Source organism: Planotetraspora mira (assembly GCF_016863275.1).
Lineage (GTDB): Bacteria > Actinomycetota > Actinomycetes > Streptosporangiales > Streptosporangiaceae > Planotetraspora > Planotetraspora mira.
In genome coordinates this window covers 182,539-199,494 of sequence record NZ_BOOO01000036.1, presented here as the reverse complement: position 1 = coordinate 199,494, position 16,956 = coordinate 182,539, and the positions used below count along the sequence as shown (strand labels likewise).

At 69.0% G+C, this 16,956-nt stretch carries 20 protein-coding genes; 11 read left to right on the top strand and 9 right to left on the bottom strand.

Annotation, left to right across the window (positions count from 1 at the left end; genetic code table 11):
• The first annotated feature begins 3 nt into the window (after positions 1–3).
• The gene (gene recD2 / locus Pmi06nite_RS31005) at positions 4–2,265 is read left to right on the top strand and encodes an SF1B family DNA helicase RecD2 (RefSeq protein ID WP_203956696.1); all 2,262 of its coding nucleotides are present in this window, start codon (positions 4–6) and stop codon (positions 2,263–2,265) included.
• Between the two features lie 58 nt (positions 2,266–2,323).
• Here the strand turns inward: recD2 and Pmi06nite_RS31000 are convergent, their stop codons facing one another.
• Positions 2,324–2,770, bottom strand: coding sequence for an SRPBCC family protein (locus Pmi06nite_RS31000; protein WP_203956695.1), 447 nt, complete (start codon positions 2,768–2,770; stop codon positions 2,324–2,326).
• Entirely contained in the window at positions 2,767–3,129 is a 363-nt protein-coding gene (locus Pmi06nite_RS30995) for an ArsR/SmtB family transcription factor (protein WP_239114319.1), read from the bottom strand. Before Pmi06nite_RS30995 ends, Pmi06nite_RS31000 begins: the two co-directional genes overlap by 4 nt.
• Positions 3,130–3,306: 177 nt before the next feature.
• Here Pmi06nite_RS30995 and Pmi06nite_RS30990 point away from each other — a divergent pair, with 177 nt between their 5' ends.
• The 4 genes from Pmi06nite_RS30990 to Pmi06nite_RS30975 all read left to right on the top strand — a co-directional run bounded on the left by Pmi06nite_RS30990 (position 3,307) and on the right by Pmi06nite_RS30975 (position 6,900).
• The gene (locus tag Pmi06nite_RS30990) at positions 3,307–4,476 is read left to right on the top strand and encodes a cytochrome P450 (protein ID WP_203956694.1); all 1,170 of its coding nucleotides are present in this window, start codon (positions 3,307–3,309) and stop codon (positions 4,474–4,476) included.
• A gap of 262 nt (positions 4,477–4,738) precedes the next feature.
• Positions 4,739–5,839 carry a L,D-transpeptidase gene (locus Pmi06nite_RS30985; protein WP_239114318.1) on the top strand — a complete coding sequence of 367 codons (1,101 nt, stop codon included), beginning with the start codon at positions 4,739–4,741 and terminating at the stop codon, positions 5,837–5,839.
• Positions 5,840–5,969: 130 nt separating this feature from the next.
• On the top strand, positions 5,970–6,524 hold the full coding sequence (locus Pmi06nite_RS30980; protein ID WP_203956693.1) for a DUF6817 domain-containing protein: 555 nt from the start codon (positions 5,970–5,972) through the stop codon (positions 6,522–6,524).
• A complete protein-coding gene (locus tag Pmi06nite_RS30975) occupies positions 6,514–6,900 on the top strand; it encodes a VOC family protein (protein WP_203956692.1) in 387 nt (128 codons plus the stop codon). The genes Pmi06nite_RS30980 and Pmi06nite_RS30975 overlap by 11 nt, the downstream gene beginning before the upstream one ends.
• Positions 6,901–6,922: 22 nt before the next feature.
• Here Pmi06nite_RS30975 and Pmi06nite_RS30970 read toward each other — a convergent pair whose 3' ends face one another.
• Both Pmi06nite_RS30970 and Pmi06nite_RS30965 read right to left on the bottom strand, forming a co-directional pair.
• Positions 6,923–7,693: a phytanoyl-CoA dioxygenase family protein gene (locus tag Pmi06nite_RS30970; protein ID WP_203956691.1), complete on the bottom strand. Its 771-nt coding sequence runs from the start codon at positions 7,691–7,693 to the stop codon at positions 6,923–6,925.
• 146 nt (positions 7,694–7,839) lie between these two features.
• The gene (locus Pmi06nite_RS30965; protein ID WP_203956690.1) at positions 7,840–8,856 is read right to left on the bottom strand and encodes a radical SAM protein; all 1,017 of its coding nucleotides are present in this window, start codon (positions 8,854–8,856) and stop codon (positions 7,840–7,842) included.
• A gap of 184 nt (positions 8,857–9,040) precedes the next feature.
• Between Pmi06nite_RS30965 and Pmi06nite_RS30960 the strand changes: the two genes are divergently transcribed.
• The 5 genes from Pmi06nite_RS30960 (at position 9,041) to Pmi06nite_RS30940 (ending at position 12,208) form a co-directional block, all read left to right on the top strand.
• A complete protein-coding gene (locus tag Pmi06nite_RS30960) occupies positions 9,041–9,364 on the top strand; it encodes a DMT family transporter (RefSeq protein ID WP_203956689.1) in 324 nt (107 codons plus the stop codon).
• Positions 9,365–9,423: 59 nt separating this feature from the next.
• On the top strand, positions 9,424–10,038 hold the full coding sequence (locus Pmi06nite_RS30955; protein ID WP_239114327.1) for a TetR/AcrR family transcriptional regulator: 615 nt from the start codon (positions 9,424–9,426) through the stop codon (positions 10,036–10,038).
• 17 nt (positions 10,039–10,055) lie between these two features.
• Positions 10,056–10,379, top strand: coding sequence for a DUF952 domain-containing protein (locus Pmi06nite_RS30950; protein ID WP_203956687.1), 324 nt, complete (start codon positions 10,056–10,058; stop codon positions 10,377–10,379).
• 446 nt (positions 10,380–10,825) lie between these two features.
• Positions 10,826–11,743: a GNAT family N-acetyltransferase gene (locus Pmi06nite_RS30945; RefSeq protein WP_203956686.1), complete on the top strand. Its 918-nt coding sequence runs from the start codon at positions 10,826–10,828 to the stop codon at positions 11,741–11,743.
• A gap of 63 nt (positions 11,744–11,806) precedes the next feature.
• Entirely contained in the window at positions 11,807–12,208 is a 402-nt protein-coding gene (locus tag Pmi06nite_RS30940; protein ID WP_203956685.1) for a VOC family protein, read from the top strand.
• Here Pmi06nite_RS30940 and Pmi06nite_RS30935 read toward each other — a convergent pair.
• From Pmi06nite_RS30935 to Pmi06nite_RS30920, 4 genes are read right to left on the bottom strand one after another with little or no spacing between them, the layout of a single operon-like run.
• A complete protein-coding gene (locus tag Pmi06nite_RS30935; RefSeq protein WP_239114317.1) occupies positions 12,198–12,956 on the bottom strand; it encodes a helix-turn-helix transcriptional regulator in 759 nt (252 codons plus the stop codon). The genes Pmi06nite_RS30940 and Pmi06nite_RS30935 overlap by 11 nt on opposite strands.
• Before the next feature lie 60 nt (positions 12,957–13,016).
• Positions 13,017–13,823 carry an ABC transporter permease gene (locus Pmi06nite_RS30930; protein WP_203956684.1) on the bottom strand — a complete coding sequence of 269 codons (807 nt, stop codon included), beginning with the start codon at positions 13,821–13,823 and terminating at the stop codon, positions 13,017–13,019.
• Positions 13,823–14,632: an ABC transporter permease gene (locus Pmi06nite_RS30925; RefSeq protein WP_203956683.1), complete on the bottom strand. Its 810-nt coding sequence runs from the start codon at positions 14,630–14,632 to the stop codon at positions 13,823–13,825. Before Pmi06nite_RS30925 ends, Pmi06nite_RS30930 begins: the two co-directional genes overlap by 1 nt.
• Before the next feature lie 2 nt (positions 14,633–14,634).
• Complete coding sequence (locus Pmi06nite_RS30920; RefSeq protein ID WP_239114316.1) at positions 14,635–15,570, bottom strand: ABC transporter ATP-binding protein; 936 nt, start codon at positions 15,568–15,570, stop codon at positions 14,635–14,637.
• Between the two features lie 142 nt (positions 15,571–15,712).
• Between Pmi06nite_RS30920 and Pmi06nite_RS30915 the strand changes: the two genes are divergently transcribed.
• Complete coding sequence (locus tag Pmi06nite_RS30915) at positions 15,713–16,162, top strand: universal stress protein (protein ID WP_203956681.1); 450 nt, start codon at positions 15,713–15,715, stop codon at positions 16,160–16,162.
• A 17-nt stretch (positions 16,163–16,179) separates the two neighbouring features.
• Here the strand turns inward: Pmi06nite_RS30915 and Pmi06nite_RS30910 are convergent, their stop codons facing one another.
• The gene (locus Pmi06nite_RS30910) at positions 16,180–16,881 is read right to left on the bottom strand and encodes an ATP-binding protein (RefSeq protein WP_203956680.1); all 702 of its coding nucleotides are present in this window, start codon (positions 16,879–16,881) and stop codon (positions 16,180–16,182) included.
• Between the last annotated feature and the right edge of the window lie 75 nt (positions 16,882–16,956).

Genomic DNA, 16,956 nt, shown 5'->3' with positions numbered 1-16,956 from the left:
TGCATGACCAATCCTCCTGGCGGCTCCTCCGACGGGTCCGGCACGGGCTCCGAGGGAGGCAGGCCGCCGGGCGCGGTCCTCGAGGCGGTCCTTGAACGGATCACCTACGCCAACGAGGAGACGGGCTACACGATCGCGCGGGTCGCCACCGACCGCGGCGGCAACGAGTTGCTGACCGTCGTCGGACCACTCCTCGGGGCGCAGGTCGGCGAGTCGCTGCGGCTGACCGGCCGGTGGGGCTCCCACCCCCGGTACGGCAGGCAGTTCGAGGTGTGGTCCTACACCACGGTCCTGCCGGCCACGATCCAGGGAATCCAGCGTTACCTCGGCTCCGGGCTGATCAAGGGCATCGGCCCCAAGATGGCCGAGCGCATCGTGGATCATTTCGGCACCGACACCCTGCGCGTGATCGAGGAGGAACCGGGCCGGCTCGTCGAGGTGCCGGGGCTCGGCCCGAAGCGGACGAAGATGATCGGCGCCGCCTGGGAGGAGCAGAAGATCATCAAGGAAGTGATGATCTTCCTGCAGGGCGTCGGCGTCTCCACCTCGATCGCGGTGCGGATCTTCAAGCAGTACGGCGACGAGTCCATCGACGTGGTCCGCAAGGAGCCCTACCGGCTCGCCGACGACGTGTGGGGCATCGGCTTCAAGACCGCCGACACCATCGCCCAGGCGGTGGGCATCCCGCACGACAGCCCCGAGCGGGTGAAGGCCGGCCTGCGCTACACCCTGTCGCAGGCCGCCGACGACGGCCACTGCTACCTCCCCGCGCCCAACCTCGTGGCGGACGCGGTGAAGATCCTCGAGGTGGCGCCCGACCTCACCGCCACCTGCCTCGACGAACTCGTCGCCGAGGAGGGCGTGGTCCGCGAGGAGGTGCCGGTCGGGGAAGGCTCCGTGCCCGCCGTCTACCTGGTGCCCTTCCACCGAGCCGAGCTCTCGCTGGCGGGAACGCTGCGCGGGCTCCTGGCCTCCGGCCACGACCGGCTGAAGGCGTTCGCCGACGTCGACTGGCCCGCCGCCCTCGACTGGCTGCGAGGCAGGACAGGTTCCGACCTCGCCCCCGAGCAGGCCCAGGCCGTACGGCTGGCCCTGACCGAGAAGGTGGCCGTCCTCACCGGCGGTCCGGGCTGCGGCAAGAGCTTCACCGTCCGCTCGGTCGTCACACTGGCCAAGGCCAAGAGGGCCAAGGTCATCTTGGCGGCGCCCACCGGGCGCGCCGCCAAACGCCTGTCCGAGCTGACCGGCCACGAGGCCACCACCGTCCACCGGTTGCTGCAGCTCCGCCCGGGTGGCGACGCCACGTTCGACCGCGACAACCCGCTCGACGCCGACCTGGTCGTCGTCGACGAGGCGTCCATGCTCGACCTGCTGCTCGCCAACAAGCTGGCCAAGGCCGTGGCTCCCGGTGCGCACCTGCTGTTCGTCGGCGACGTCGACCAGCTTCCCTCGGTCGGCGCGGGCGAGGTGCTGCGTGACCTGCTGGCCGCTCCGGAGATCCCCCGTGTACGGCTGACGCAGATCTTCCGCCAGGCACAGGAGTCCGGGGTCGTCGTCAACGCCCACCGGGTCAACACCGGCCAGTCCCCCCTGGTCAGGGACTTCCCGGACTTCTTCCTCTTCCCCTGCGAGGAGCCGGAGGAGATCGCCTCCCTGACGGTCGACGTGGTGGCGCGGCGCATTCCGGCGAAGTTCGGCCTCAACCCGCGGCGCGACGTCCAGGTGCTCGCTCCGATGCACCGCGGGGCCGCCGGCGCGGGAGCGCTCAACATCGCCCTGCAGGAGGCGCTGACACCGTCGCGGGAGGGCATGCCCGAGCGCCGTTACGGCGGGCGGGTCTTCCGCGTGGGCGACAAGGTCACGCAGCTGCGCAACAACTACGACAAGGGCGCCGCCGGGGTGTTCAACGGCACGGTCGGCGTGGTCACCGGCATGTCTCCGGAGGAGAGCAAGCTGACCGTCCTCACCGACGAGGACGAGAACGTCGACTACTCCTTCGACGAACTCGACGAGCTCGCCCACGCGTACGCGGTCAGCATCCACCGGTCCCAGGGGAGCGAGTATCCGGCCGTCGTCATCCCGCTCGCGACGAGCGCCTGGATGATGCTGCAGCGCAACCTGCTCTACACCGCCATCACCCGGGCCAAGAAGCTCGTGGTCATCGTGGGGTCCCGGCGCGCGCTCGCGCAGGCCGTACGGACGAAGGGGGCGGGCCGCCGGCACACCGGCCTGACGCATCGCCTCGACTCTCCGGCGCGACCCTGACGACCGGCCCGGGCGCCGCGGCTCGCCCTTCTCGCCCTGCGCACCCTCGAGACCGGCTCTAACGCCGGAGTTCCGCCTCCAGCGCGGTGAGCTGGTCGAGCGTGCCCTGCTGCCGCCAGGAGGGCTGCTCGTGCCCGTCGAGGAACGTGCCCTGCTCGGTGAGCAGCAGCCGGGTGCCCTCACCGTCCGGGGTGAGCTCCACGGCCGTGACGGACACCGTGGCCATGGTGTCGCCGGACTTGAGGACGGAGGCGGAGACGATCCGCTGGTCGGGGATGATGTCGTGGTAGACGGACTCGAACGTCAGCGCCGCGCCGTCCTCGGCACGTCCGCGGACGACCTCTCTGCCGCCGATGCGGAAGTCGATCTCGTGCTCGGCGGCAGGTCCGGCGAACCAGCGGGCCTTCGCGTCGGGGTCGGCCCATGCGGCGAAGACGCGGGCCGGTGACGCCTTGTAGACGCGTTCGAGGGTGAACGTGGTGTGGGTGACGGAACGGTCGCTCATGATGTGCTCCTGTTCTCCGGTTCCTGGTCTGCTGTGGCCTGGGGATCTTCGGTCAGGTAGTCGCCGAGCCGGTCGAGACTCCGCTCCCAGGACGTGCGCTGCCGCGTGATCCACTCCTCGGCGGCCCGCAACACCTCCGGCTCGATGTGGCACGTGCGGACGCGGCCGGTCTTGCCGGACCTGACCAGGCCGCATGCTTCGAGGACCTGCAGGTGCTGCATGACCGCCGGCAGGGACATGTCCAGTGGCCTGGCCAGATCGCTCACCGAGGCCGGCCCGCGGACCAGCCGCTCGACCATGCTCCGGCGGGTCGTGTCCGCCAGCGCCTGGAAGACCCGGTCCAACTCATACTTAGGCACGTACTTAACTATTCGCGGTGGAGGGCTCGATAGTCAAGTAGTCGCTTAAGCATTCTTGAATCGGTCCGCGGGGGGAGGGCGTGCCGTCCACGGGCGGGAAGCAGCGCACGCTCCACGGGCGAGAAGCAGCGCATGCTTCGCCTCGTGCCGAAACGTCACGCGCTTAGCGTTCCGGGCATGACACACGAACCTCCTGTGATCAGCCGGCACGCCGACGTTCGAGCCGTGTTGTCCGATTCACGCTTCGAGGTGCCCGCGGTCGCGCCCGTGACGGACGGCACACATGGCATCGCCTGGCTCCGGGGGGCGGTGAGCAGGTTCAGCAACGGGGACGAGCACGCCCGGCGCAGGTCACACGCGATCGGACTGCTGTCCCCGATCAGCCCCGCCCAACTGCGCGCGGACGCTTTCGACCTGGCATCCGCGGAGTTGTCTTCCGCCGGGCCGTCCTCGCCTGCGCCGCCCCCGTACGGGCCGTCCCCGTGTGGGCCGCTCCTGGATGGGCCGTTCTCGTCCGGGCGGTCCGAGGCGGTCGTCGTGGACGTGATGGCACGGCTCGCCCGCCGCGTACCGGTCGGTGTTCTCGCCACGCACCTGGGCATCGGCCCGGAGCGCCGGGAGGAGGCCGTCGGCGCCGTCACCGCGATGGCCGCCGCCTACCACCCGCGGCCCGTTTCGGCGCGGCCCGCCCCCGAGGCCGACGCGCGGGACGAACAGGCCGACCTGGCGGTGGGTGTGCTGGCGGACCTGCTCGGACACCCGGAGCCGGAACGGCTGGCCGCCGTGGCGGCGCTGCTGATCCAGGCATGCGACGCGACGGCGGGCCTGATCGGCAACGCTCTCAATCTGCTGACGCGACTGCCGCACGCCGTGGTCGCGAAGTGGCCGGCCGAGGCGATCCTCACGGAGACCCTCCGCCACGACCCTCCCGTACGGCTGACGCGCCGGGTGGCCGCGGCGGACACGATCGTGGGTGGAGCGCTCATTCCCGCAGGCACCGTGGTCGTCGTCGACCTCGCGTCCGCCAACCGCGATCCCGACGCCTTCCGCGACCCTCACCGGTTCGACCCCGACCGGTTCGATCCACGAAGAACCGATGTCGATCGTCGGGGGTCGGGCGAGGAGACGGAGGGCGGACCTGCCGGTTGTCCGCATTTCGGATTCGGCGCCGGAATCAGATCGTGTCCCGGCGATGTGACCGCGATCGCCCTCGCGGCGGGAGTGGTCGAAGCAGCGGCCTCCTGGGTCCTCGTCAACCCGGAGATCCACTACGAGCCGTCACCCAATCTGCGGGTTCCCGCACGTCTTGATCTGCGGGCGGACGAGCCTCGGAAAACAGCTGACTGACGTCCATGATCAGGTTTGACGCGGACTTTACCGGTGATCGAGATAGGTGTGAACGTTCGGCGACCAAACTGTGACCTAACCGGCCCAGAAATTGCACATATCGACGGCTACCCCTAATAAGGTCTTGTGTGCACTTTGCGCCCATGGGGGAGAAGTTGTGACGAGTACTCACACCCGGTCTAAGTTGCCCATCGCCGGGGTCGCCGTGGCCATGGTCACGGCATTGGCAGCATGTTCCAGTGGGTCGGGATCGGGATCCACCGTGTCGCCGGGGGGCGACTCCGGTGAGTCCACGCCCGCGAAGCCGGTACCTTCCATCAAGATCAGTCCGGTCAAGGGCACCTCGAAGGTGCGCCCGGACAAGCCCGTGGTCGTGACGGCCGACAACGGTTCGCTTGAAGAGGTCGTCGTCCAGGCCGGCGGCGTGCCGGTCGAGGGGGAGTTCGACTCCACTCGCACCAAGTGGACGTCGAAGGGCCCGTTGAAGCCGTCGAGCAAGTACACCGTGTCGGCCAAGGCCAGCGGTGAGGGTGGCCCCGCCGAGGCGACCAGCCAGTTCAGCACCCTGAAGCCTAAGTTTCCTTTGGCCATCGCCGACATCACCCCGGGTGTCAAGGGTGAGTCGGTGGGCGTCGGAATGCCGATCATGGTGACCTTCAACCAGGCGGTGACCGACAAGGCGTCCGTCGAGAAGGCCCTGAAGGTCAAGGCCCAGAAGCCGGTCGACGGCGCGTGGCGCTGGATGAGCGCCAAGCAGGTGATCTACCGCCCCGCCAAGTACTGGCCCGCCCACCAGCAGGTGAAGTTCACCGCGAACCTCGCGGGCGTGCGCGGCGGCAAGGACATGTACGGCGTCAAGAACTCCAGCGCGACCATCAACATCGGCGCGGCGTTGATCAGCACCGTCAACGTGAAGACGCACATGATGTACGTCAAGAAGGACGGCAAGACCGTCCAGACGATGAAGATCAGCGCCGGCAAGGGTGACACGCGCGAGTACACGACGACCAGCGGCATCCACCTCACGATGGAGCGCGCGAACCCGGTCACGATGATCTCGCCGGGTAAGAAGGAGGGCGATCCCGGCTACTACAAGGAGATCGTCAACTACGCCGTCCGCATCTCCAACAGCGGCGAGTACGTCCACAGCGCACCGTGGTCGGTCGGCTCGCAGGGCTACGCCAACGTCAGCCATGGCTGCGTGAACGCCAGCCCGGCGCAGGCGAAGTGGTTCTACGACAACTTCCACCGCGGCGACGTCGTCAAGGTCACCGGCACCACCCGCATCCTGGAGTCGTGGAACGGCTGGGGCTTCTGGCAGATGTCGTTCAAGGAGTGGGAGAAGGGCAGCGCGCTCAAGTAGCGGCGCCTCGGCATCAGGGCCCTCGGGTGTTCACCGGAGGGCCCTTTTCACTGCCCTCGGCAGGGGGTCCAACTTCGGCGGGGGGTGGCGATCCGCCTTCCGTGCCGAGGCTCTTGGGACAATGCCAGGTATGCATGGCGATGCGATACGGCTCCTACGCCGGCTAGGCGCGGAGACCGTCCCCCACCCCGGTGGCATGTTGCTGGATCATCTGATTCGGGTGCGTGACCGCCTGGCCCGCTGGAAGGCCGCCCCCGCACTGCGGGCAGCCGGACTGTGCCACGCCTTCTACGGAACCGACGGCTTCCCGACCGGCCTGCTCGGCCTCGCCGAGCGGGGCCTGCTCGAGGAGGTCATCGGGTCGGAGGCCGAAGAGCTGGTCTACCGCTACGGCGCCTGCGATCGTGCGCACGTCTACCCCCAGTTGGGGGTCGCCGACCCAGTCGAATTCCGCGACCGGTTCACCGGCCGGACCGCGCCGATCGCGGCGGCCGAGCTGGCCTGGTTCGCCGAGCTGACCGCGGCCAACGAGCTCGATCTGGCCGACCACGACCCTGACTTCGCCGTGAAGTACGGATCTGATCTGCTGACGCTGTTCACCCGCGCCCGGCCGCTGTTGTCGGCGGCGGCCTGGACAGACTGCCAGACGATCCTGGCCGGGAAGGAGGTGGGCGATGCGGATTGACCGGCTCGATCACCTGGTGCTGACCGTCGCCGATCTGGAGGCCACGGTCGACTTCTACACCCGGATACTGGGAATGACCCCGGTCACCTTCGGAGGTGGCCGCCGGGCGCTGGTCTTCGGCCAGTCGAAGATCAACTTGCACCAGGCGGGTCAGGAGTTCGAACCCAAGGCAACGCACCCGATCCCGGGCAGCGCCGATCTGTGCTTGATCACGACAGACTCGCTGGAGCAGGTGATCACCGAGCTGACCGCGCACGGTGTGCCGATCGAGGAAGGACCGGTCGGGCGTACGGGCGCGATCGGCCCGATGGACAGCGTGTACCTGCGCGATCCCGATGGCAACCTGATCGAGATCAGCGTCTACTCATCGGGTTGAACGCCGGGGGATCTCCGGCGGGTCAGCCTGCGAGGCCGAGCCGTACCGCCCGGGACAGGGGTGTGGACTCGCCGGCCCGCAGAGGCTCGGACAGGAAGAACGGGATCTGCGACATGAACCTCGGCCGCGTCCCGTGGTGCGGCTGGGCGGCGTGGACCAGGAACGGGTGGCACAGGTAGGCGTCGCCGGGCAGACCGGTGGCCAGGGCCAGCGGACGGTCCGCGCCGGCCGCATCCATGACGGGGCCCGACTCGTGGAACGGCAGCCCGCGCTCACCGTACGGCTCCAGGGCGCGGGCCGTGTCGAGATGGGAGCCCACGCGGATCCGAGTGGGGGCGTCCTGCTCGGTGACCTCGGAGTAGAGCAGCAGCACGAGCATGGTGCGCGGTCTGGGCGAGACGATCCCCCAGGCGCCGTCCGGACCGGGATCGTTCTGGTCGATGTGCCAGCCGGTGTCCCCGGCGTCCTCCGGGTGCGGGAAGCGGATCGGCGCCATGCCGACGGAGCCGCGCGGGATCCAGCCGTCCTTGCCCGCGATCTGATCCAGCGCGGCGGCGATCTTCGGGCTGCGGATCGCCTCCCCGAACGGGCCCTGTCCCGTCTGGTCGGTAGCCCAGATGACCGGCTTGACCCACTCCGACGGCCTGTCCGGCGACAGCCCGATCTGCTCCCAGAGCGACTCCCGGATACGGTCGCCCACCGCACGCGGGAAAGCCTCTTCGATCTTGAGGAATCCGTCCGCCACGAACCGCTCGACGTCCACGTCGGCCGTCCGGCCATCCACCGTGCTCATGCCCTGAACGCTAACGATCCGGCACCCGCACGTCTTCTCATTTTTCGGCCGCCCGGCCGAACAGGAGGTCGCGACCATACTGCGACCATGGGCAGGGATCAGACCGGAGCTCGCACGTGAGCTCAGACGAGAGCTCAGTCAAGGGCTCAGACCAGCGCGAGTTGCCTGGCCGGTGATCGGCGGCGACGCCAGCGTCTGGCCGACGTCCCGATGCCGTACGCCTCCGTCAGACCACGGACCTGGTCGGCGATCCGGCGCCGGTAGTCGGCGTCGGCCGTGGGGCCCTTGCCGTACAGCGCCTGGTATCGGGGGACGAGCCCGGGATGTTCGCGTTCGAGCCAGCCCATGTACCACTCGCGGGCGCCGGAGGGGAGTCGCAGGACGACCGGTGTCACGCTGACCGCGCCCGCCTCGGCTGCCCGCCGCACGGTGGACAGGAGGTGGTCGGCCGAGTCGGTGATCAGAGGGAGGATCGGCGCCATCAGGACGCCGCAGGGGATGCCGCCGTCATTCAGCGCGGCGCACACCTCCAGCCGGCGCTGGGGGGTCGCCGCACCCGGCTCGACGGCCCGGCGGATGCGGTCGTCGACGAAGCCCACCGACACCGCGGCGTTCACCTGGGTCATCTTGGCCGCTTCGCGCAGCACGTCGAGATCGCGGAGGATGAGCGGGCTCTTGGTCAAAAGGGTGAAGGGGTTGCCCGCCTCCGCGAGGGCGCGGATGACGCGGGGCATCAACTGGTAGGTCTCCTCGGCGGGCTGGTAGCAGTCGCCGGTCAGCCCGAGCGCGATCGGATCACCGTGCCAGCGAGGTGAGGTGAGCTCGCGGCGTAACCGATCGGCCAGGTTGGTCTTGACGACGATCCGCGAGGCGAAGTCCTCTCCGGCGTCGAGCCCGAGATAGCGGTGGCCGCGCCTGGCCATGCAGTAACTGCATGCGGCCTGACAGCCGCGATAGGGGCTGACCGCCCATTGGTAGGGAAGCTCCGCGGCCTCGGGGACCTTGTCGATCGCGACCCGGGCGGGCACCTCGTAGCAGGTGATGCCGTCGAAGGCTCGCATGACGGCCTGCCGTTCGACCCGGGGCCGCGAGGGCCCTCCGTCGAGGAGCGACTGCTGAACCCCTGGAGTGATGGCGGGGCCGGGAGAGGCGTCGCGACGCATGGGGATCAGTAGAACACGCATTCGACCCTGACGCCAAGTGCCGCGCCGTACGGGAGTGGGCGCCGTGCGGCGGGGGCATGGAGGGACAGGATCCGTCGCCTGGAAAGAGTGGCGAAATGCCCATGGCCCTGACCATGGGAGACCTCTAAACTGGTACAAGCGTACCGCTTAAGTGGAGGTTCCCATGGCGTGGATCCTGCTCGTCGCCGCCATCCTCACGGAGGTCCTGGCCACCTCCGCTCTCAAGTTGAGCAACGGGCTGACCAACGTCGGGTGGACCATCGTGGTCGTCATCGGATACGTGGCGTCCCTCGTGCTGCTCGCGCGTGCCCTCAAGCTGGAGATGCCGGTCGGCGTGGCCTACGCCGTGTGGGCGGGCATCGGCACGGCGGCCATCGCCCTGATCGGCACGTTATTCCTCGGCGAAGGGATGAACCTGACCAAAGCCGCCGGTATCGTTTTGATCATCTGCGGCGTCGTGGTGCTGAACCTGGCCGGCGCCCATTGAGCTCATCGAGATCGGTACGTCGCATCAGCTCTGTTTCGTGAGGTCGTTCCTTGGATGAGGTGGACGAGCAGCGCGAGGGGCACGCCGGCGCGGAGGTCGTGACCCAGCGGCGGCGCAGGCAGGAACGCGCCCTCCGCCGTCGCGAGGCGCTGCTGGGCGCGGCGGCCGATCTGCTGGGGGAGGGCGGCTTCGCCGCCGCGACGCACCGTGCCGTCGCCCGCCGGGCCGGGATCCCCCTCGCGGCGACCACCTACTACTTCGCCGGTCGTGACGAGTTGCTCGCCCAGGCGTTCGCCCTGCTCGTCGAGCGGGAACTGGCCGACATGCGCCTGTCGCTGGAGGACGTGCGCGAGCGGTCCCCCGAGGTCCTCGCGGACAGGCTCGCCACCGTCTACGCCGTCGACCGGCCACGGCAGCTCGGCCTGTGGGAGCTCTACCTGCAGGCGGGCCGGGATCCGGCTCTTCAGGACGTCGCGCGGGCGTGGACGGACGGCTGCGACGAGATCGTCGCGTCGGTGCTCGAACGGGCCGGATACGCCTGCGGGCGGTCCGAGGTCCGGTTCGTCACCACCGTGCTGTCGGGTCTGTGGCTGGAGGACATCGTGGAGGCGCGGCCCGAGGGGCTCGAGCGTGCCCGCGACGTGGTGGCCCGCGCGCTCAAGGCGATCAGCTGACCCATAGGCTCCGTGTCATGATTTTTCATCTTGCACTGGCGGCCGACTGGGAAGACGCCGTGAAGACGGGCGAGTATCGGGTGTCCACCCTCGGCCGCACGCTCGACGAGGAGGGCTTCATCCACGCCTCCGCCGACCTGGCCCAGGCCGAGGGGGTGGCCCGGCGCTTCTATCTGGACGTCACCGAGCCGCTGCTGCTCCTGGCCATCGATGAGAGCCTGCTGAACTGCCCGCTGAAGTTCGAGGTCCCCGAGGGGACGACCGAGGCCTTCCCGCACATCTACGGCCCGATCCCCGTCGCCGCCGTCACCGACGCCACCCCCTTCACCCCCCACCCATGACCACGGGTGGGGGTACGTGATCACGCGCACCACCCATGATCACGCATACCACCCGTGATCATGCACAGGTTCGGAAAATCCCCCACCGACCTGCCCCAACCCCGATCGTGATCATGCGCAGGTTCGGCGGAATCCCCCTTGAGCTGGCACAACGCGAGTCGTGATCATGCACGGATTCGGTGTTGACCCACCCGACCTGGGCGGACACCTTCGGTGATCATGCAATGGGCAGGAAATACATTTGCGGTGGATCCAGCGATTCGATAGTCATTACCGACGGATGCCCCAGCGGAACCGCGGGGCCGATGATCGATGAGAGGAGGGATAAGCCCATGATCCCCATGATCACTGCGCTTGTGTCGTCCCGGGGCGCGCACCGCGTTTGACCTCGGAACACAGGCGCCCTCACTGGAGCGTGCCTTAACTTGTACCCGAACGACCTGATCATGCGTCCGATCACCGGACGCGAAGAACTCGACCTCTTCTCCCGGCTGCCTTACACCCTCAACGAGGAACTGGCGGACGACCTCGACACCGGCCGCAGGCGGCCACCGTGGATGTGGGTCGCCCTGCGTGGCGGCCGTCTCGTGGCCAGGGCCGCCTGGTGGGGCCGGCCAGACGAGGAGACACCGTCCTTCCTGGACGTCTTCGACGTCGACGACGCGGAACCCGATCGCGTGGACATCGGCGTACGGCTGTTGCGGACGGCCATGTCCGAGACTCTCCGGCCGGGTACGACGCCGCCCGTGTACGTGCGGTTCATCCCGCCCGACTGGCACGAAGACGAGATGTCCAGGGGGGTGGTCGAGGACCGGATGACGGCGCTGGAAAAGGTCGGCGCCCGTCTGTTCGTCGAACGGCTCCGGCTGGAATGGCGTCCCGGGACACCGGTTCCCGAGCCGGACGGCCGCCTGGAGTTCCGGCCGGTCCGCGACACCGAAGAGATCCTCGACCTGATGACCCTGACGATGGACGGGACTCTCGACGCGCACAGTCGCGACGACCTGACGCGCTTTTCCGCCCGTGAGGCGGCGGTCAGACATCACGACGACGAACTCGCGCGCTACACGAGCCCGCGGGACTGGTGGCGCATCGCGACCCTGCCCGGCGGCGAGCCGGTGGGGTTCGTCATCGCGGCCCGCAACGACTACAACCCGATCATCGCCTACATCGGCGTTCTGCCCGCCCACCGCGGCAACGGCTACATCGACGGCATCCTCGCCGAGGGCACTCGTGTGCTCGCCGGACAGGACGTTCCGCGTATCCGGGCCGCCACGGACGTCGGCAACGTCCCCATGGCGAAGGCCTTCCAGCGGGCCGGGTATGCCAACTACGAACGTCAGATCACGATGACCTGGAGCTGACCAGGGCACCGGGTGTCTGATTCGTTCAAGACGGTGCCATGCGGGTCCCGTAGCGTGACCGGCATGGCACCTTCCTTCAATCTGATCGGCCTCGTGGTGGCCGACATGGGCAAATCACTCGCCTTCTACCGCCGCCTCGGGCTCGACATCCCGGCGACGGCCGACGCGGAACCGCACGTCGAGGTGGTTCTGCCCGGCGGCATACGGCTCGCGTGGGACGACGTCGAGACCATCCGTTCCTTCGACCCGGCCTGGACACCGCCGAGCACCGGCTCCAAGATCAGCCTGGCCTTCCTGTGCGACGACCCCTCGGACGTGGACCGCGCCTACGCGGGGCTCGTCGAAGCCGGGTACGAGGGGCACAACCCTCCGTGGGACGCGTTCTGGGGCCAGCGCTACGCGACCGTGTTCGATCCGGACGGCAACAACGTCGAACTGTTCGCGCCGCTTCCCGTCAGCGGATGAGCGTGCCGAGAGTCACCCCGGTCAGCGCCCTCACCTCACGCGCGAGGTGGGCCTGGTCGGCATAGCCGGCCACGGCGGCCACGGTCGCGAACGACGTGCCGGTGCGTGCCAGGTCGACCGCGCGGTTCATGCGGAGGATCCGCCCCAGGGTCTTGGGACCGTATCCGAAGACCGCCAGGCACCGCCGGTGCAACTGCCGCTCACTGATCCCCGTCGCGTCGGCCACGCCCGCGGCGGGCAGTCCGGCACGCACCAGCGCGACCACCTCCGCCACCGCGGGGTCCGGCGGACCGGCCTGCCGGTAGCGACCTCCCGCGACCTGCTCCATCGCCGCGCCGAGATCCGTCATCGTTCCTGACTCCAGCACCGCGTGCAGGTGATCGGCCAGCCGCCGGACTCGTACGGCCAGCCACAGATCATCGAGCGGAACCCGGCGGTCACGCAGCTCATGCGCGGGCACTCCGAGGACGGCGGGGCCGGTGCCCGGCGCGAACCGAAGCCCGACGTAGCGCGTGCCCGCCGGATCCGCGGCCAGGTGCGCCTCGGTGTCGGGCCCGGCGACCATCAACTCGCCGTCCGTCCAGATGAGGTCCATGCAGCCGTCCGGCAGCACCCGCTGCGCGGACTCCGAGGCCGGCATCACCCGTCGCCACAGGACCGCGCCGGGGACGCGCGAGGCCCGCTCCCGGTAGGCGCCGGGATCGGGGTCCATCACGACGCCGCTGTCACGCGCGTCCGTCACCGGCACCCGGTCACGACATCCGGGACTCGGCGCCGGACGGCGTCCGGACACGGCAGGCGGGACACACTAGAGGCACAACATCTTCTCCACGCGGCGCGAGGCGAGCCACAACCCGCCCACACCCATGATGGCCAGGTAGGCGATGTTCACCAGGATGCCAGGCCCGACGATTCCCGTGCACAGCGCCCGCACCAACTCGACCGCGTGGTAGAGCGGAGTGAGCTGGATCAGGATCTCCACCCCGACGGGGTAGTTCTGCACAGGCGAGAAGGTGCCGGAGAACAGGAACAGCGCGAACTGGCCCGTGCCCATCAGGTCGAAGTCCTGCCATCCGCGCATCAGCGTGCTGACCCACATGCCGACGGCGCCGAAGGCCAGGCCGATCAGCACGGTCGCCGGGAACGCGGCCAGAGCCCCGGCCACCGTCGTCAACCCCATCGCGACCATGAACCCGAGGAAGATCGCGGTGTACAGCGAACCGCGGATCACCGCCCAGACGAGCTCACCCACCGCGATCTCGAAGGGCCGCACCGGGGTGGCGAGGACCGCTTCGAACGTCTTCATGTATTTGAGCTTGAAGAAGAAGTTGAACGTGGTCTCCGCCAGCGCGCCGGACATGGCCGACACGGCGAGCATCGCCGGGGCGACGAACGCCGCGTAGGACATGGTCTGCCCGTCGAGGGTCAGATCCCCGACGAGGGCGCCCACCCCCACACCGATGGACAACAGGTAGAGCAGCGGCTCGAAGAAGCCGGATATGAGCACGACCCAGTAGGAGGGGCCCGACCGGAGCGCACCCACGTTCCGGTTGATCACGGCGCCCACCCGGCCGGGTGAGACCGAGATCCGGGCGGCCACAAGGGTGGTCATCATCAGTCTTCCAGCCTCCGGGCGAACGCTCGTCTCGCCGCCAGCAGCCCGATCACGGCCCACAGCAGCAGATATCCGATGTGCACGACTATCGGCCAGCTCGGCGCGCGGCCGAGCGTGGCGGCCCGGCTCAGCTCCACCGCATGCCACACCGGCGACGCGTACGCCACAGGCCGGATCGCGACGGGAAGCTGCTCGACGGGGAAGAACACGCCGGAGAACAACGTCGCGGGGATCACGACGAACCGGAAGAGCAACGCGAAGTAGCTGTCACTCTCGATCGTGGCGGCGAACGCGGTGACCGGAGTGACGACCGCGGCCGTCAGCAGCGCGCAGATGGGCAGGGTGGCGAGCGCCCAGGGTGAGTGCAGGCCGCCGAAGAAGACGACCACCAGCAGGAACGCCACGATGGAGAGCTGCACCCGGAAGATCATGTAGAGCAGGTGCCCGTGGACGATGTCCTTCGGCTGGACCGGCGCGGCGCGCATGGCGTGGTAGGCCCGCACCCATTTGAAATCGCCCAGAACCGGATAGGTCGACTCGCCGACGCAGATCTGGAACGCCGTCGAGACGAGCACTCCGGGGACGATCCACGACAGGTAGTCGACGCCCTCGATGGACCCGACATATCCGCCGACCCCGATGCCGATGCTGATGAGGAACAGGATCGGCAGGATGAACGACGAGAAGACCGATGCCTGCCAGAGCCGCCGGTAGAGCGTCAGATACCGCTCCACGACGGCGACGACGGGACGCAACCGCAACGGGCGCGGGTCGCCGGCGCCCGTCACCGTGATCGTTTCCGTGGTCATCGTCAGTCCACCAGCGTCCGGCCGGTCAGGTGCAGGAACACGTCTTCCAGGGTGGAGCGGCGCACGAGCACGCTCGCCGGTGTCAGGCCGCGGCGGTGCACCTCGGCCACGGCGGCGTCGCCGTCGTCGGCGTAGAGGAGCACCCGGTCGGGCAGCGGGTCGACCCGATCGCCGATCCCGTCGAGCTTGGCGGCGTACTGGGCGTTGGAGTCGAGCCCGTCGGAGAAGCGCAACTCGACGACCTCGGCCGTCGAATAGTTCTCGATGAGCGCGCGCGGGGAGCCCTCAGCGACGATCTTCCCGCCGTCCATGACGACGAGCCGGTCGCATAACTGCTCCGCCTCGTCCATGTAGTGCGTGGTCAGCACCAGGGTGGTGCCGCGCTGCTTGAGCCGGAAGAGGCGCTCCCACACCAGATGGCGTGCCTGCGGGTCGAGGCCGGTCGTGGGCTCGTCGAGCAGCACCAGGTCGGGCTCGTTGACCATCGCCCTGGCGATCGTCAGGCGCCGCTTCATGCCGCCGGACAGCGGCTCCACCTTGCCGTTGGCACGATCGGACAGCTGGACGAACTCCAGAAGCTCATCGGCCCGCCTGCGCGCCTCGGCCCTGGTCACCCCGAAATAGCGCGCATAGGTCGTCAGGTTCTCCCGGACGGACAGGTCGGGATCGAGGTTGTCCAACTGCGGGCAGACCCCGAGCCTGGCCCGGATCCGGGTGCCGTCGCGAACCGGATCCATCCCCAGGATGCGCAGCTCACCGGCGGTCGGCGTGGAAACACAGCCGATCATGCGCATCGTCGAGGACTTGCCGGCGCCGTTGGGCCCAAGGAAGCCAAATGCCTCGCCCGGAGCCACTTCCAGGTCGATCCCGTCGACGGCGGTGAAGTCCCCGAAGCGCTTGACCAGGCCGCGCGCAGAGATCAGAGATTGGTCAGCCACGTGTCGAGACCCTAACCAACGGCACCGACATTTCCGCAACAGGTTTTCGGCCTCCGCCATGCCCGGACGCCGGGCGCATGGTCCGCGCCGCTCACCGCCCCTGCCGTGGATCAGCGCCTCCGCCGGGCCATAAGCTCACGATATGAGCGGGTTCGAGATAGGCACCGACGGCCCTCAGGTGATCGTCGTGGGAATCGACGGCTCTGACACCTCGTTGCGCGCGACGGCCTACGCCTGGGGGCTCGCCCGCAGACAGGGCTCCCGGCTGGTCTTCGTGTTCGCCGCCTCCTCCAACACGATCACCACGTTCCTGCCCGATGCCACCGCCTCCGCCATCATGGCCGGCCAGGAGGTGGCGACCGACCTGATCGAGCGGGTGAGCAAGGTCTCGGAGACCATCCACCCCCCGGTTCCCTACACCTTCCGCGTCGAGCAGGGCGACGCCGCGTCCATGCTGATCCGCGTCGCCGACGAGGTCAGAGCCGACGCCGTCGTCGTCGGCGCCTCGGTTCAGGCGGGCCACCGCATCATGGGCTCGGTGGCGATCCGCCTCGTCCGCGTCGGCCGGTGGCCCGTCACCGTCGTGCCATGAGTGCCATGAGTGCCATGTCAGCCGGGACCGTCCAGCACATCACCGCTGGGGGCGGCGACATCGAGGTTGCGCAGACCGTCGAGGACGCGTAGCAGCGTCATCTCATCCGGCCCCGCGGCCCGCTCGGCCTGTGGATGTTGCCGGACCCGCCGGGGCAGGCCCCTGTGCGCGTCGTCGGCGCCGGCGGCCGAACCCTTCCTGCGGCCGATGGCGGCCGCGACGCGGGCCGGCCTGGCGACGGACCGGGCCAGAGCGGGCGGCGGGAGAGGGACCTCACACCAGACGATCTTCCCTCGGTCACGCGCGGTGTAGTGGCCCCAATTCGTCGACAACGTGCCGACGAGGGCGAGCCCCCGGCCGCCCTCGGCGGACGTGTCGTTCTCGGCCACCACGGGCGCCCGCTCGCTGCCGTCCCACACCTCGATGAACAGGCTGCGCGGGCCTGAGGAGACGCGCAACCGGAGCGCGACCATCCGCAACGCCACGGGGAACATCGACGACGCGATCGGGGCGTTGCGCACCAGGTTGGTGGCGTGCACGGCGTTGGTCACCAGCTCGGACACCAGCAGTTCTGCGGTGTCCGCGAGGTTGGCCAGCTCCCACCTGCCGAGTTGACAGCGCACGAACGCCCGGGCCCGTCTCGGCGCGGTCAGCGCGGAGCCGAACACCCTGTCGGCGACCCGCCGATCGCCATGGGAGGAGAACGGTGAGGTCAACATCCTCGGAGTGACTCCCGGAAGGCCCCGACGGACGCGGACTGCGGGAGCAGCCGAGGAAGACGCATGCCTCCGATC